Source organism: Methanomethylovorans sp. PtaU1.Bin093 (assembly GCF_002067275.1).
GTDB lineage: Archaea > Halobacteriota > Methanosarcinia > Methanosarcinales > Methanosarcinaceae > Methanomethylovorans.
In genome coordinates this window covers 13,747-29,124 of sequence record NZ_MVQX01000040.1, presented here as the reverse complement: position 1 = coordinate 29,124, position 15,378 = coordinate 13,747, and the positions used below count along the sequence as shown (strand labels likewise).

The window sequence follows — 15,378 nt, the reverse complement described above, 5'->3', positions numbered from 1 at the left end:
CCTGAAATGCTACATTGTGGTCGAGCTTAAGGCCGGAGCCTTCAAACCCGAACACATAGGACAGCTCAACTTCTACCTTTCTGCAGTGGATGCACAGATCAAAACACCTGAAGACAGACCCACCATAGGACTTCTGCTCTGCAAGACAAAGAAAAGGCTCATCGCAGAATATGCTCTCTCCGGCATGGATAAGCCCATGGGAGTGGCAGAATACCAGCTTGTCCGTGCCCTACCCGAGCCTCTGGACACCTGCCTCCCCACCATCGAGGAGCTGGAAGCCAGTTTACCCGAAGAACTGGAAGAAGAATAATCTAGGCCAGTACCATTTAAAATAGTGAGGGTATCCCCTCACACACTCTCCCTCAATATCTTCGCTATTTCCGGTTCTTTCTCCACAAGCTCCATGAGAGCCATAGCGATATCGGACCGCTTCTTCTCGATATCAACAGCAACATCAACCCTCAAGGCCATACCACACTTCGAACAGAAACCTGAAGTCGAACCGTTCATGTGCTTACAACGTGGGCATTCCATGGCCGTAAGCTCGGGCTTAAGCTCTTTTTCATCGACAATCCCGTACATCTTTAAAATGGCCTGGTCTATCTGCTTGCCTGAAAGATGCACGTAAGTTGCAGCCATCTTGGAACTCTGCGTCCACCCAAGATGTTCCTTCATCTGGGCTTCAGTAAGATATTGTGCAAGGTCCGTGCTCCTGGAATGCCTGAAAAGATGATTATAAACCCTCTTCTTGATACCTGCCTTCTCTGCAAGTCTCTTGATCAGCATCCTCATAGCCGAATAGTTCAGCTGCTTGCTCCTGCCTCTCTGTCCTATCCCTACCCAAAGATAAGCATCAGGATTATGCTTTTCAGGATGGATATCCAGCCATGAGGCAAGGTACGGAGCACTGAAGACAAGCCTTACCCTTCTCATACCCGTTTTACCATCAACTACCATTACCACTCCATATTTATCAAAGACCAGATGCTTGATCTTGAGCTCCCCTATCTCTCCGGTACGTCCTCCGGCATCCCAGAATATAGCTATGAGAGCCTTGTCCCTGGGATGTACGGCAGTCTCTATCATCTGCTTGATCTCTGCTTCTGTCAGCATTTCCTCTGGCAACTTGAAATCGTTCTTGTGCTTGAACTTTAGCCACTCCGTGCACTCCGGATCCTTGCCTTTATTTATCCATCTGAAGAAACGCTTGAGAGTGATATGATAATCATACTTTGTTGCTTCACTGCGATTGGATTTAAGGATCATCTCAATAACAAATTCAATATCATCCCTGGTGGCTTCCTTGAATTCAAAATCAAAATTCTCAGCAATGAGATTCAGCTGATTAAGATACTTCAATACCCTTACCTTGGTAAGGCCTTCAAGAAAAAGAGATCTTTCAAACTTGAAAATTAACTCTTTGTTAGATTCACTATACTTTGCAGTACGGATCCTATCTTCCTGAGAAGCAAGCTTCTTGTCAATGTTGTAAAGTGTCATGCCCTTTCACTTCCGCTTATATTTTAAAAACATTCTATCCAAGCGAAGTGAAAGTAAATTGAGCATCGAACTTAGGATATAACGCCGAGGGGGAGATTCGAACTCCCGCAGCGCGTGAGCACTACCGGTTTTCAAGACCGGCGCCGTAGTCCACTTGGCTACCTCAGCAATGTGTTCAAATGAGTGTGGTATCCTTAATACCACTTTTGAATATAAGACTTTTGATTAGATGATGCGATGGTGCCTGAAAAATAAATACAGCGAAGAGCTTTACTCTTCGCTTTCGCCTTCTTCCGAAGCTTCTGGCTCTTCTGCTTCAGCCACAGGGTTCTTTTGGACGTATGGATATTTCTCAACGAATTCCAGGTTTGGTATGCCCAGATTCTCGATGAGCTCGTGAGCTATACGACCCTTGGAGATAAGCCATCTCTGATTGAAGCTGAACTCTATGGGTATGATCACGCGGACCATTTCAGGGGTGATCTCTATATCCAGGTTGGAAGCCCCGGTGTACAGAGCAAGCAATCCCTTTGCCTTTTCCCCAGGTTCATCAAGCTTCTTTTCGATGGTGTACTCGTAGGTGACAGTACGCCCTGAAAGAGCATGGTTGAAATCCACGCGCAGCCTGCGGCCTATGATCTTCTGCACAATACCCTTCTTACCATCAACTTCAACCTCCATACCTGGGTATGGGCGGGTATCCTTAAGCTGTGCTGCGATCTTCGTGACAGAAACAGACTCCACAAGAGCAGGGTTGTGAGCACCAAATGCCTTTTCGGGAGGGATCTCCAGGCTTCCGGTATATCCAACTTCCTTGCCTATAAAGTCCTCATCCAGACCTTTAATGGTATGGCCGGAACCTACTATGACAACGTCCCCCCCATACATACCGCGGGGATTGAAGATACCATTCTCTTTTGCAAGTTCCTCGCTGGTGGTATCAAAGACCTGTCCGTCCTCGAACCGTCCGGTATATGTTATCCTTATGAAATCTCCTTTCTCTATTGCCACATATATCAACTCTATTCTTTTGTTAGTGTAATTATGGATGAAAGTGTCCTCTGCTATACTCCTGTGCCTTTAAGAACTTTTTGCATCAAAGCAGAATAAAGACTATTTTGGAGGAAAGCAGATAGAAAACAGACGAACAAAATAAGTTGAAATGAAAATACCGTTAAAAAAAGAAGAGGATAAAGGACTGAAAAGTCCTTACTCCTCACCCTTCAATGAAAAGCGTGCGACATAAGCCTGCATATCATCGGAGAGTTTTGCAAGTTCCTGAGCTGACTTAGCGAGTTCCTGCATAGAAGAAGTTTGCTCTTCCACAGCCGCAGAAGCCTGTTCTGTACCTGCAGCCGCTTGCTCTGAAATGGCCGCGATCTCTTCAACAGATGAGGTGATCTCTTGAATACTGGCAGACTGCTCCTGCGCAGCAGCGGCAATATCCTGTGCCATAAGAGCCACCTTTTGACTACCTTCCACAATTGACTTAACAGACTCTACTGTTTCTGAAAGGGCTGCAGATCCGGTATTCACCTGCTTTGTGCCTTTTTCCATGGCCTCCACAGCATTCTCAGTACCGGCCTGAATCTCCTTGATCAGGTCAGCTATCTCCTTCGCTGCATCACGCGATTCTTCTGCCAGCTTTCTTACTTCATCAGCAACCACTGCGAACCCTCTGCCATGCTCGCCGGCCCTTGCAGCCTCAATAGCTGCATTAAGTGCAAGCAGGTTTGTCTGATCTGCAATGTTGGTGATAAGATTGACGATCTCGTCGATCTTTTTGGACTTCATGTCCAGTTCACGGATCACATCTGCAGATTCGCCTACAGCTGACTGTATGGAACTCATCTGGACAATGAGGTTCTCAGACTGCGTACCTACGATCTTGATAGTACCACTGGCCATCGTTGCAGTTTCTGCAGCCTTCTGGGCATTTGTGGCTATTTCCTGTACGCTCTGGGTCATATCATTCATAGCCCTGGAAACCTCTTCTGTTTTCTGGGATTGGTTGGTCGAACCTTTTGCGATCTCTCCAACATTGGATGCGACCTCAGTGGAAGAAGCTGTCATTTCCTCAGATGCTGCAGATATCTCCTGGGCAGAAGCTGCAATATTGGCTGCATTGACCCCTATCATCCTGACCATCTTGTTCATGTTGTCCATGATAAGGTTCAGTCCGGCTGGAATTCCCTTGAAGTCTATGTCAACATCGGTGTCGGCCCTTATATCTAATTTCCCGTCGACTGCTCCATTGGATATGTGATTGAAATCCTCGACGATCCTGTTGATAGGATTGGTTATGGACCTTGCGATCAGATAGGCCACAAATGCCATAAAACCAATTGCAGCAACTGAGATGATTATCAAATTGTTCCTCATGGCTGTGACCCCCGCCAGCATCTCTTCTTCCGGAACGGCCAGCACCAATGCAAAATCAGAGGAAGGTATCGGTTCATAGAATAACACCATATCTTTGCCGGTCACAAGGTCTACGGAAGCTATAGTTCCCTTCTTACCGGCACTGATGTCCTGTGCCATCTTGTCATAGCCTGGAGCATCTATATCTGTGAGAGATCTGGTGCCTATCCAGTCCTTGTTAATTGGATGTGAGAGGAAAACACCTGACTTGCTGGTCATGAAAGCATAACCGGTATCGTATATGGATATCTGCCCGGCCTCCTCGTCGATATCATTGAGTGAAACATCCATCCCGCTTATACCTATGGCTTCACCTTCTTTGATGATCGGGGACACATAGCTCACCATCAGGATCCCATCATACACAAATGGCTCAAGGACTACGGTCTTTTTTAATTTTAGAGGCAGCTGGTAATAATCAGAGGTATCGGTGTCTGCCAGAGGGTCCAGTGCAAGTGAACCGCCCAGGGTATTCCAGTAAGGCATGAACCTGCCCGTGGCATCATGACCTGCAGCATTGACAAATTGATCGTCTCTGCCATCGAAAGCATTAGGTTCGAATCCTACATATGCTCCCACGACACCCGGAGTGGTAAGAAACAGGTCCTTTACTATGGCACTTACCTCATCCCTGTTTCCGGAGTTGTAGTTTTCCATAGTGCTTGCAAGGGTCTCTGCAACGATGACATTTCTCTGAAGATTAGCATCGAATGCCTGTGCATGAGCTAATGCAGTATTTTCTGCATCTGCATAGGCCAGTTCATTCGCCTGCTCAGTTACCTGGGAGATGATCACGTAACTGGAAGCGCACATTACCAGTGTAACACCAAGAACAATATAGAGCATTAGTTTTGTTTTTAAATTGATATTTTTCAAATTCAACTTGTCACCTCATTTAAATAAGAATATTAATATAATAGTAGTAATGAAAGAGTACTGTTTATATAAATATATTTTGCTGAATATGTGCTCTTGCAATTCTTTTATAATAAAAATAGACCTCTGCAACATGATCACGTACATATCTTGACATTCTGAACAACCACATCATATGATGTGGATTCCTAATTTCAGCAGATATTTAGTATATAGTGAATTGTTCTTTTATAAGTGATCGGGGATGTATTCGTGTTGCAATTACCCACACGATGTTGGATAGAAACATAAAAATTCATACAAAATTGTTGAGAACAGCCGGTTCTCAATGCTTTACTGTTCGTCCAGCAAGGCCATCACATTAGTCTTAAGTTCTCCTGATAGAGATATTATCCCCCTGGAAGCATCCATCGATTTTACCAGTTGAGGTAAATGCATCTTTTCTTTTATCCAGGTAACATCCCTTACATGCCGAAGGTCAAAGGCATTCTCCACATATTCATAGCCTCCCCTTACTCTACCCACAGCGAAAAAACCCTTATCCATGAGGGGCATGACCACCAGGTCACCAATATGGACATCATTTGCAAAACAAAAGATAGCTTCTGACCAGTTGTTGAGCCGTGCCTCACCTATGTAGCACAAACGTGACCGGATAATTTCCTTTATACGCTCATGTTTTTCAAATCTGTCAAACTCTTTCATGGTTTCCCGCAAAAGTCTTGCTTCTTCCCTTAACCAGTTCAGTCTGGATGTGAGGATTTCCATCTTCTGCTGTTGCAATTCTTCAGGGGAATCTTCAGGTAATCTGATCTTTTCGAATTCTTTGGCAAGTTCTGCCCTGAACTTGCTATCCATCTTCCTATATTCTTCACGCAGATATTCAAAATTCGAGCTTTTCGTGTCAATATACTTCAGATTAATGATATCATCGGCAAGTTCATCCATCAGATGGATCTCAATATCGATAGTAACAACTCCCTGTTCCAGGCAGGCTTCTGTTCTCTTCCCACAGTACCCAGTATGCACCAGCCAGCAGTTACCATTATGATCCATCTTTGACACCCATCTCTTTTGTTGCGGTGGCCATATTAAGATGTCGAACAGAAAATAATTGGGTATAATGAACTTACATTGCTCAATTATTAAATATCATGAATCACTCTTCTATTCCGAAATAAATTGTTGAGATATATTGAGATATATGATCCCTGAAAGAACCTATGATATCATTGTGATAGGAGCTGGCCCTGCCGGTTCCACTGCTGCAACATATGCAGCCCAGAGAGGTATGTCTGTCCTGTTAGTTGACAAGAAGAAAGACATCGGAGTGCCCCTCCAATGTGGTGGTTTCCTGCCACATACAGCGACACTTCAGGAACTTGTACCAAATGCAGAACTGCCTTTCACACTTGAGGAGTACCCCCCGGGCTGTGTACATGCGACAACTTCTTTTCAGAGGTTCATAGCCCCCAATGGTACATCCAAAGGTTTTGAAGTACAAGGAGATGCGCTTGACAGGCGCAGGTTCGATAAACATCTTGCCACAGTGGCTGCAAAGGCAGGTGCACATCTTTTAATTGCAACCAATGTGCTGGAAGTGAACAGGACAAGAATTACAATGGATGGAGCTTTCGGAAGATACGAGGTACAAGGAAAAGTTGTCATTGGTGCCGATGGCCCAAATTCCATGGTCGCCGCTTCCAGCGGCATGCTAAGAGAGCCGGATCCCATGGGAATGAGCACAGCCTTTGAATATGAGCTCTCAGGTGTTGATGTGGATAAGGAAGCTGTTGAAATGTATTTTGGGAAAGACTATGTTCCTGGCGGCTATGCCTGGGTAATTTCCCAGGGTGGTGACAGGGCTAACATTGGAGTAGGTATCAGGGAAGCTCTTTTTGCAGAACGCATGTGTGCAAGGGATTATCTGAACAGGTTCATGTACGAGCATCCCATTGCCAGTGAAAAGTTACGGGAAGGATCCATTGTATCGGTCATCTCCGGACTTGTGCCAGTGGGAGGTGCACCCAGGATCACTGCCACAAAAGACACTCTCATTGCAGGGGATGCTGCAGGTCATCTCATAGCCACCAACGGAGGAGGCATATCCACTGCCATGATAGGAGGTAAGCTTGCAGGGGAATCTGCTGCTGATTTCCTGCAAGGGAAATGTAAGCTTGAAGAATATGATACCCTGTGGCGGAAACAGATGGGACTGGAGATCAGGACCGCGGTCCACATACGTAAATTAATGGACAGGCTCATGCTTTCGGATAGCATGATGAATGCCGCCATCAAGACCATTTCACCCTCACAAATGAAAGCCATACAGTGCGGCCAGTTGCCGGAGCCCGTGAAAAAGACCCTTCAGAAGCTGAACATGGGCATGGGCTGACATGTATCTTTTTGTATATGGTACCTTAAAGCACAACTGTGTGGGCCATCAGCTCATGGGAAATGCAACATTCATATGCAGCACGCGCACATCCCGGAAATATGCTATGGTAGATCTTGGTCCCTTTCCGGGTGTGGTGCATGACAAACACATATCTTTAATAACTGGGGAAATATATAATATAGAGTATGGGTTATTATGCAAGCTTGATGACTATGAAGGTAAATGGTATTTCCGATCAGAAGTGCCAATGGAGAATGGCATGACTGCGCAGATGTATTTCCTGAAGGATATACCATCCTCAAAGAAGGACAAGAGCTTTTTGATCCCTTCTGGCATATGGGAGGATAAAATGGATGAAAAAGCAAAAGGAACTGTAGAGAACATTTTGTGCACTAAAAAAAACCTTTCTCCTGGACATCAGGATACCCTGGCCTATGAGGTACACAATAACCTCTACCTGAACATCACAAACAGGTGCAGTGCAAGATGCACTTTCTGTATACGGGATATGGCAGACGGTGTATATGGATATGACCTCTGGCTTTCCAGAGAGCCCACACTTGAAGATATGATCACCCACCTCCGTGCACTGGACCTTAAAAAGTATAAGGAAATAGTCTTTACAGGATTTGGTGAGCCTACCACCAGATTTTCAGTGCTGCTCAGCATCACAGCATGGCTCCATGAACAGGGAATAAAGGTAAGACTTGATACCAATGGGCATGCTGCATTGATAAATCCCGGCACCGATGTTGTAGGAGAACTTATAAATGCTGGAATGGATGCTGTTTCTGTAAGCCTGAACGCCCAAAACGAGGAACTATATGACAGTCTGTGCAAGCCTGTATTTGCAGGATCATATCAAGCCATGCTATCATTCGCCAGGCAGTGCATTGCTGCAGGTATCAGTACACGACTGACCGTTGTAAAAGTCCCTGATGTAGACATAGAGGCCTGTGAGAAAATAGCAAAGGACATGGGAGCAAGCTTCTTTGCAAGATGAGCTATATGAAGATATGTGAGTTCAAGGATATCAGCGAATATATCTGAACAGATCATCCCTTTTTGCAAGATGCATGCGCTGCCGTATACACGAAGACAGTTTTTTAAGATTCTCCTCCTTAGCACTCACAGATACCACAACATCCTGCCACATATTCCAGGGTGAAGGCAGACCGATCCTCTCCACGATATCATCGAGCACATGGTCAGCCATATCTTCGTCGATCTTGTCCATTTTGTTAATGGCAAGTATGACCGGGACCCCGACCTCGTTCAGGAACCTGAACAGCTCAATATCTACAGGGATCTCATTCCTTTCGTCCCATCTTGCCACTACCTCCAGGAACGAAGATCCATCAATTACCAAAACCGCAAGGTCTATCCTGTCAGCATTATCTTCTATATAATGCACTATTTTATCCTTAACGATATCCTGCTTGCGTTCCTTGACCCCGCTCATGAAACCAAAGCCAGGCATATCCGTTATCAGCAGATCCCCAAGTCGTACATGCGTCGGTTTCAGAGTGACCCCGGGCCTTTTTCCCACTCTTACCTTGCTGCCTGTCAGTTTGCGGATGATAGAGGATTTACCCACATTGGACCTGCCCACGAAAATTATCTCAAATTCAGCGCCATCAGTAAGGTCAGGTTTATTTTTCATATTATCGCCGTTTGCTTAGTGGCATTTATCGATAATATGTTCTTCCTTAAGCCTGTGTTCTTCCTCTCCTATTCTGGTGTCCAGGTCATTCAGGAACGCTTTGAAATTGGCTACTGGTATCCTGGCGCCGGCAGCTTCCGCAAGACCACCGCCGGTCCCCCCAAACCTGGGAGCTATATCCCGTAAAATGAGGTTGAGGTCTACAGGACTGCGTGAACGGAAGCTCACATCGTAGGCATGTTTTGTCTGCCTGTATTCGGCAGATGCTCCCACCTTCCTCTGACCGTAAGATGCAGCGTATATGGCAGATTTTGACTTGTAGCCTTGCGGATCAATGACATAGGCTATATTCTGCAGGCTTTTGACCTGCTTTTTTATCCTTAGTCTTAACTGTTCTTCCAGTTCAGAGCATTTTTTTGCAAAAACAAGCACATCTGGAATGGAAGAGGGAATCCTATCCTTTGCAAGGTGTTCTACAAGGACCCTCTTGAAATCGAATTCACGTCCTGAATATATAACTGCCTGTATTAGAGCACCCGCTTCAAAGAAAAGAGTTCTCTTATCCCAGTCTTCACACCACTCTTTTACTGAATCGGTGTCATCCGCATAATCACCTATAGCTCCGTATATAGCCACTCTGCGCACATCTCTGTTCAGGCGCTTAGCAAGCACTTTATAGGTGAGCTCAGAAGAACACGCACAAGGATCCTTGTGCAGCCAGCTTTCATTCCAGCCGTTCTCAGGCACTGGGTGATGATCGATATATATAAGATCGCTTTCCTGAGCAACTTCCCTAAGCCTCTGTAAAAGCTCTGCGCTGGTGCGTTCGTCAATGGCGATATCACAAATGATCACACGCCTATATCCTTTTGCAAGTTCCAGTTTTTGCAAAAGGCTCACAGGACTTGTGAAATAAACCTGTGAGTCGGGATAGGCACTCTTTGCGATCGCACCGGAACATATACCGTCCGAGTCTCCGTGAGTGAAAATTATAGTTTCTGTGCCATGATCCCGTTGAAAAGCTCTCATACCATACCCAAAATAGATCTTTTAGGGAGAGTTGGCTTGGCATGTATTTAAACTGTTTCCTTTCATGTATCACAGTCTCCATCCGATAGCCCTTTCTATAAGGTTGATCATGCTTTGCTTAAAGCTGCTGATGGAATAAATTTTGTCGGGTCCTTTATTCTCTTCTGTGGCTTTTTCCTGTTTTTCCACGCCATTTTCCTGTGAGATGGCTTCTGTAGGTATTTCTTCTTCGGACAACGTTTCTCCGACAACATTCTCCTCGATTTCCAGTACATAGCTTGCGGATTCAAAAGTATCGCTATATTCCCTGGAATCTACAAACCTCACATTTGCACCTGGTATCACAACATTTCCAGTGGATCTGAGAAGTACTGAATATTTGAGTTCCCAGACATCAGATGGCTGCATCACCTGGCTTTTGCTCAGGTTACCGTCGATCAGCTGGCAGTTTTCAGGTATCCGGTCAGTGAGCTGTACGTAAGCAGCCCTGTCTCCCGTATTGTTGACCCGCAGAGTTACATTCAAAACACCTTCTGTTCCCATGTCCTGGTAAATGAACGATTTCTGCACATCTATATATGGACCATGTATCACTATCTCACTGGCATTGGTTTGCATAAGGTGGGAAACACCATTGTGCTCAATGGACAGTTTCATACCAGGTATCAGGAATGTTCCTGGTCTCAGGGCACGTATGGAATAACCAAGAGATCTTTTTTCCCTTGGGTTCAGTCTAATGGTCCAGTTTGTATCATCTATATCCGGATCAGTTATGAAACCATCCGGTACCGTCTCATTTATGTGGATATTCTCCAGCGGAATGTCCTTAAGGTTCATCACCTCAACCAATATATAGACTCGCTCATCGATATTTGCCTCATCTGCCGGAAGCCTTTTTACTCTAATGACATTATTGATCCAGGATATTGGCTTATTGGTATGTGAAATGTTTGCAATGGCAACCCCTATAGTGGCATAGGGCGTAGGTATGTCATTACCTGTTACAATATCTTCAGCTGTTAATCTGATCGATCCGTCAAGTATCGTTTCATTGGGAATGATACTATGATTGAGGGCAAGTATGGCGCCCCATGAGCGTGAAGTGTTGCTTTTGACCTTGAGCATTACATAATCATCCGGCATGTCCACAGGTTTCGACGCTGAGAAATCCTGTGCAGTGATCGTGTATCCGCCGATCTTGACCTGCTCACCCCAATAAAGAGTAACATTTGAAGGGGTGAGCCACTTGGTGTCGTTTGAATCCGTTGCAGATGCAGGATGCTGCAGCATTACCAGACACATGACCAGTACTGCTGCAAGCAAGATAGACCTGTGATCCATATCAGTTCTGACCTTTTCTTGAGAACTTCATTACAGCTATAAGAGCAATTACCAGAACCCATGCTTCAAAACCAGGCTGCTGGCCGACCTCATCACTTGTTCCGCTGCTTGCCTGGGCCTTACCGGAACTGGAAGATCCCGCATTTCCTGATCTACCGTCGGAGGTTGTATCCTGGCCGGATGCAACCTTTAATGCTATCTCCGGCATGTTCGAGACCTTTTCACCCTTATAACCTTCCATATCAACAAATTTAGCAGACGTTGCTGGCAGTTTCATATCAGCTTCCTTTTCAAGCTTAAGGACATATGAAAAACTTTGTGGCTTTTTATTATTGACCACATCATCGAAAGTCATGACCCCGCTTACAAAGCGGGTTCCTTCAGGTACTGTTTCTTCTATTTTAACATTGGCGTCCCTGTTGCCTTCATTTTTCACAGAGACGGTCACAAGTACATTGTCACCGGGATTGAAAGACGATACGTTTACTTTCTTCTCTAACACTATATATGGGCCATTGATCTCTATCGTAGGTGCATCGGATTCAAATGTGTACTCTTTGCCATCGACTGTGAACTTGGCAGTAGCCTTGGGCAGCGTGAACTTGCCTGGTTTGATCGGTTTAAGAGTATATTCTATAGCAGTTGTTGTTTCCTGTGCATTGACAGATATGGTCTTTTTTGTCTGTACATTGTCCTTTAGTTCCAGATCATCGGTCTGTATATCACTTATAAGGACGGAATTGAGGGCATATGGACCAGTGTTCCTTACAACAAGCGAAACATAAGCAGTTTGATCCATGTATATTTTTCCTGTACAGCTTTTAGTAAGGATGATCTCTGATTTTGGTCTAATAGTGATCGTCTTTGTGCCATTGAAGACGTGTTTGTCGTTATTGATATCAATAGCAGCAGCCTGTGCAACGATCTTAAAATCTTCTTCATCCCATAAAAGAGGGATTTGAAGTTTAAAAGCAAGTGGTTTTGTAGTTTCCCCCTTCTCAAGAGAAGGTGTTGTTTGTGTCAGTTTTCCATCTGCAAGTTCAAGGCCGGCAGTATCCACATTAAGCACTACGTTGGTGGCTTTGGCATCACCTACGTTCTTGATGGTCACGTTACCTTCTATGAAGCGCGGTGTGGAAAGCCTGGTCGGGTCATAACTATCTTTTTCGATATTCAGCTTAACTTCAAGATCCGGCAATCCTCGCCTGTATATCTGCACTTTGACCGTGGGGTCTATAAGATTCCCGGTCCAGCTATCAGTTTTCAAACTAAGGGCACTGGCATAGACTTTGATGTCATCGCCATTGGCCGTATCCCTATAGACCACATTATCAGACAGTTTCAAGGCTCCGGCCGTCATATACACATTATCTTTGTAAATAGTGATATATGCATAGCCATCCTTGTTGAAATCATCTGCAGTAATGACATAGTTGTCAACCTTGTAAGAATCTCCCCAATGGAGAGTTACGGTTTTTACGGATTCCCATTCTATATCATCTGAGCTGTAAGCTGACACCTGGGATATCAGGCAGAATAAAACCAGGAATAAGAAGGACATTGACTTTATTGACATGTGAGCTCCTCTTAAGCGGATAATGGACCATATAACAACAGTTATTCTTAAGATTAGTATATAATTATATTATTATATAACTATATTGCTGACAAATAATGATTAGACCTAGATATCTATAAAAATATGTAACAAATAAATGAACTGAGAACGTAAACTTAAAGTATTTACAAAATGCAAAGCAATTAAAGTTTCAGTGAAATGGTAAAAGTAAATGTACTGCCTTTTCCTATCTCGCTCTCCAGCCAGACATTTCCCCCATGGAGGTCTACGAACTGCTTGACAATATAAAGTCCGATACCATTTCCCTTATATTTACGGGTTGAGGACGAGTCTAACTGTATAAAAGGCTTGAATAACCTTTGCTGATCCTCCGTACTGATACCTATGCCATTATCAATGACCTCGATATGCAACGTATCGTGCATTTGCTTGGACCTTATCTTGACAAAGCCTTTCTCTTTTCCGAATTTGATAGCATTGCTCACCAGATTGATGAGGATCTGTTGCAATTTATTCCTGTCAACTCTTATTGACTCAACCTGCGGATCAAGTTCCATTTGCAGTGCAATGTTCTTTTTGGAGGCAAAGGAAGACATCTCGGTCATCACATCCTGTACGAGACCTTCCAGATGAATGTCCTCAAGTTCAAGATTTGTTTTTCCGGCTTCAATATTTGATACATCAAGAATGTTATTTATAACGTCTAGCAGGTCTTTACCCCCTGCTATTATATTATTGAGATATTTACGCTGGTTCTCATTCAGCTTATCCTCGATACTTTCCTGTAAAAGGTCCGAAAATCCCATGATCGCGTTCAGAGGTGTTCTGAGTTCATGAGTGACATTGGAAAGGAACTCACTTTTAGTTCTGCTGGCCTCTTCAGCTACGTTCTTGGCATGTATAAGTGCCTCTCTCGCCTTTTTACTTTCGGTTATGTCCTCAACAATGCATATGCCACCAGCGATCGCTTTATCTTCAGTGATCACCGGAACGAAGCTGGCCCTTATGGGAGTATCTCTGGCACCCATGAATGAAAAGGAACTTCCGGAAAAATTATCCGGTTCGCCTGAAAGCACTGCTGTAACACATTTTTTTATCTCTTCACTCGTATCGGATCTAAGCAGGTCGAGACCAATGATATTGCCAATTATATTTGCTTCTTCGACACCTACTATATCCACGAAGCTTTTGTTACACTGCGTGATCACTCCATAGGTATCAAAATGGATAATACCCAAAGGTGATTTCTCGAAGATCATGCGATACTTGTCCTTAGCTTCGCGCATTTCCTTTTCATTGAGAACACGCTGTGTGATATCCCGGATATTCACACTAAAGAACAAAGCTCCATCTTTCTTCCACGAAGAGTGCGAGATCTCAATAGGAAATTCTGTTCCATCCCTTTTCAGGCCGTAAAGTTCGATAGTCTTTCCCATTACCCAGGAACGGCCTGTCGAAACGACTATATCCCATCCCTGATGGATATGCCGGTACCTTTGTGGCATGATCATGGAAATATGCATTCCCATTGCTTCCTCGACCGTATAGAAGAAAAGGTTCTCAGCACCCTTGTTCCAGAATATGATATTACCCGCGGGATTGGAAAAGATGATCGCATCAGAAGCTGAGCGCGCCTGGGATATGAACATGTCACTGGCCATCTCCAAGGCATTGAGATCAGCTCTCCTGTTTCCAATATCCCTTATAGTAGCTATTATTCCTTTAACATGACCATCTTTATCGAAAAATGCTTGTGCATACAGTTCTACCCAATATAGTTTCCCGTTTGGGTCCTTAAGACGACCTTGTACCCGGCTCTGTCCGGAATTATTAAGAGTAATGGACAGAGAGCGAACGATCTTATGTTGATCTTCATAAAAAAAGAGATCTGATAATCCTTTAAGGAGAAGTTCGTCAGGAGTGAAGCCGTATGTAGTGACAGAAGGACTAATGTAGGTGATCACGCCCGCTGGGTCCGTAGAAAGGATGACATCCACTGAATTCTCCACAAGAACACGATATTTATCATCAGCTGTGATTTTTGTACATTTTTCTGATATTGAACTGATCATCTCGATCTGTAGTATGATCCTGGAAATATTCCCGTTCCTGTCATTCAGGTATCCGGCCTTTAAGACCGCAGGGTGTTCCTTTGCATGCTCATCAACTATGGGTATTTCAATATCTTGACGATCTTTGACGTCAGCAGGTTTGGAAAATAATTCCCTGGCTTCATATCTTTTGTCTGAGGATATCAATCTATCGTACCATATACGACCAATGAGCTCCTTTTTTGTGAATCCCAGACCCTTACAAAAGCATTCATTCACAAACGATATCATCTGATCAGTATCGAGAACAAGTAGCATAGAAGGAACAGCATCCATAAATGCATACAAGATCTCAATACCAGGATCCTGAAAGTTCATAGAACGAGTAATAAAAGAAATATCTAGCTCATCATCTGGAGAATTACGGCTAACTGTATCAGAACCTTTATCCCTGGAGATCATGTATATTCCTGTTCATTCGGTCAACAAGGTCGTACTGTCTGTGCGTATTCCATATCTT

The 15,378-nt window shown here is 44.2% G+C and carries 12 protein-coding genes and 1 tRNA gene; 3 read left to right on the top strand and 10 right to left on the bottom strand.

Translation table 11 applies throughout. The features are described 5' to 3' along the window. Window positions 1-310, top strand: a 310-nt coding sequence (locus tag A4E24_RS04505) for a PDDEXK nuclease domain-containing protein (protein ID WP_292352057.1), incomplete at its 5' end; no start/stop codon positions are given. 38 nt (window positions 311-348) lie between these two features. Here the strand turns inward: A4E24_RS04505 and A4E24_RS04500 are convergent. The 5 genes from A4E24_RS04500 to A4E24_RS04480 all read right to left on the bottom strand — a co-directional run bounded on the left by A4E24_RS04500 (window position 349) and on the right by A4E24_RS04480 (window position 5,853). After that, complete coding sequence (locus A4E24_RS04500) at window positions 349-1,500, bottom strand: tyrosine-type recombinase/integrase (RefSeq protein WP_292352056.1); 1,152 nt, start codon at window positions 1,498-1,500, stop codon at window positions 349-351. A gap of 82 nt (window positions 1,501-1,582) precedes the next feature. Further along, window positions 1,583-1,668, bottom strand: a tRNA-Ser gene (locus A4E24_RS04495). 102 nt (window positions 1,669-1,770) lie between these two features. After that, window positions 1,771-2,511 carry a peptidylprolyl isomerase gene (locus tag A4E24_RS04490; RefSeq protein WP_292352055.1) on the bottom strand — a complete coding sequence of 247 codons (741 nt, stop codon included), beginning with the start codon at window positions 2,509-2,511 and terminating at the stop codon, window positions 1,771-1,773. Between the two features lie 198 nt (window positions 2,512-2,709). After that, the gene (locus A4E24_RS04485; protein WP_292352054.1) at window positions 2,710-4,767 is read right to left on the bottom strand and encodes a methyl-accepting chemotaxis protein; all 2,058 of its coding nucleotides are present in this window, start codon (window positions 4,765-4,767) and stop codon (window positions 2,710-2,712) included. Between the two features lie 363 nt (window positions 4,768-5,130). After that, a complete protein-coding gene (locus A4E24_RS04480) occupies window positions 5,131-5,853 on the bottom strand; it encodes a hypothetical protein (protein ID WP_292352053.1) in 723 nt (240 codons plus the stop codon). A 148-nt stretch (window positions 5,854-6,001) separates the two neighbouring features. Between A4E24_RS04480 and A4E24_RS04475 the strand changes: the two genes are divergently transcribed. Continuing rightward, window positions 6,002-7,192: a geranylgeranyl reductase family protein gene (locus A4E24_RS04475; RefSeq protein ID WP_292352052.1), complete on the top strand. Its 1,191-nt coding sequence runs from the start codon at window positions 6,002-6,004 to the stop codon at window positions 7,190-7,192. Between the two features lies 1 nt (window position 7,193). Beyond that, window positions 7,194-8,198 carry a TatD family nuclease-associated radical SAM protein gene (locus A4E24_RS10760; protein WP_367121152.1) on the top strand — a complete coding sequence of 335 codons (1,005 nt, stop codon included), beginning with the start codon at window positions 7,194-7,196 and terminating at the stop codon, window positions 8,196-8,198. Between the two features lie 30 nt (window positions 8,199-8,228). Here the strand turns inward: A4E24_RS10760 and engB are convergent, their stop codons facing one another. From engB to A4E24_RS04440, 5 genes are all read right to left on the bottom strand, one after another. Then, a complete protein-coding gene (gene engB, locus A4E24_RS04460; RefSeq protein ID WP_292352050.1) occupies window positions 8,229-8,858 on the bottom strand; it encodes a GTP-binding protein EngB in 630 nt (209 codons plus the stop codon). Between the two features lie 15 nt (window positions 8,859-8,873). Continuing rightward, a complete protein-coding gene (locus A4E24_RS04455; protein WP_292352048.1) occupies window positions 8,874-9,887 on the bottom strand; it encodes a DHHA1 domain-containing protein in 1,014 nt (337 codons plus the stop codon). A gap of 69 nt (window positions 9,888-9,956) precedes the next feature. Then, complete coding sequence (locus tag A4E24_RS04450) at window positions 9,957-11,228, bottom strand: hypothetical protein (RefSeq protein WP_292352046.1); 1,272 nt, start codon at window positions 11,226-11,228, stop codon at window positions 9,957-9,959. 1 nt (window position 11,229) lies between these two features. Then, window positions 11,230-12,804 (bottom strand): BatD family protein, encoded by a 1,575-nt coding sequence (locus A4E24_RS04445; protein WP_292352044.1) that lies wholly within the window; start codon window positions 12,802-12,804, stop codon window positions 11,230-11,232. A 185-nt stretch (window positions 12,805-12,989) separates the two neighbouring features. Continuing rightward, window positions 12,990-15,320: a PAS domain-containing sensor histidine kinase gene (locus A4E24_RS04440; protein ID WP_292352043.1), complete on the bottom strand. Its 2,331-nt coding sequence runs from the start codon at window positions 15,318-15,320 to the stop codon at window positions 12,990-12,992. Window positions 15,321-15,378: the final 58 nt, after the last annotated feature.

Bases quoted from the DNA above. Each gene is read 5' to 3' on its own strand.
- A4E24_RS04485 (WP_292352054.1), bottom strand. From the start codon at position 4,767: ATGCTCTATATTGTTCTTGGTGTTACACTGGTAATGTGCGCTTCCAGT.
- A4E24_RS10760 (WP_367121152.1), top strand. From the start codon at position 7,194: ATGTATCTTTTTGTATATGGTACCTTAAAGCACAACTGTGTGGGCCAT.
- A4E24_RS04500 (WP_292352056.1), bottom strand. From the start codon at position 1,500: ATGACACTTTACAACATTGACAAGAAGCTTGCTTCTCAGGAAGATAGG.
- engB (WP_292352050.1), bottom strand. From the start codon at position 8,858: ATGAAAAATAAACCTGACCTTACTGATGGCGCTGAATTTGAGATAATT.
- A4E24_RS04480 (WP_292352053.1), bottom strand. From the start codon at position 5,853: ATGGATCATAATGGTAACTGCTGGCTGGTGCATACTGGGTACTGTGGG.
- A4E24_RS04455 (WP_292352048.1), bottom strand. From the start codon at position 9,887: ATGAGAGCTTTTCAACGGGATCATGGCACAGAAACTATAATTTTCACT.
- A4E24_RS04450 (WP_292352046.1), bottom strand. From the start codon at position 11,228: ATGGATCACAGGTCTATCTTGCTTGCAGCAGTACTGGTCATGTGTCTG.
- A4E24_RS04440 (WP_292352043.1), bottom strand. From the start codon at position 15,320: ATGATCTCCAGGGATAAAGGTTCTGATACAGTTAGCCGTAATTCTCCA.
- A4E24_RS04445 (WP_292352044.1), bottom strand. From the start codon at position 12,804: ATGTCAATAAAGTCAATGTCCTTCTTATTCCTGGTTTTATTCTGCCTG.
- A4E24_RS04475 (WP_292352052.1), top strand. From the start codon at position 6,002: ATGATCCCTGAAAGAACCTATGATATCATTGTGATAGGAGCTGGCCCT.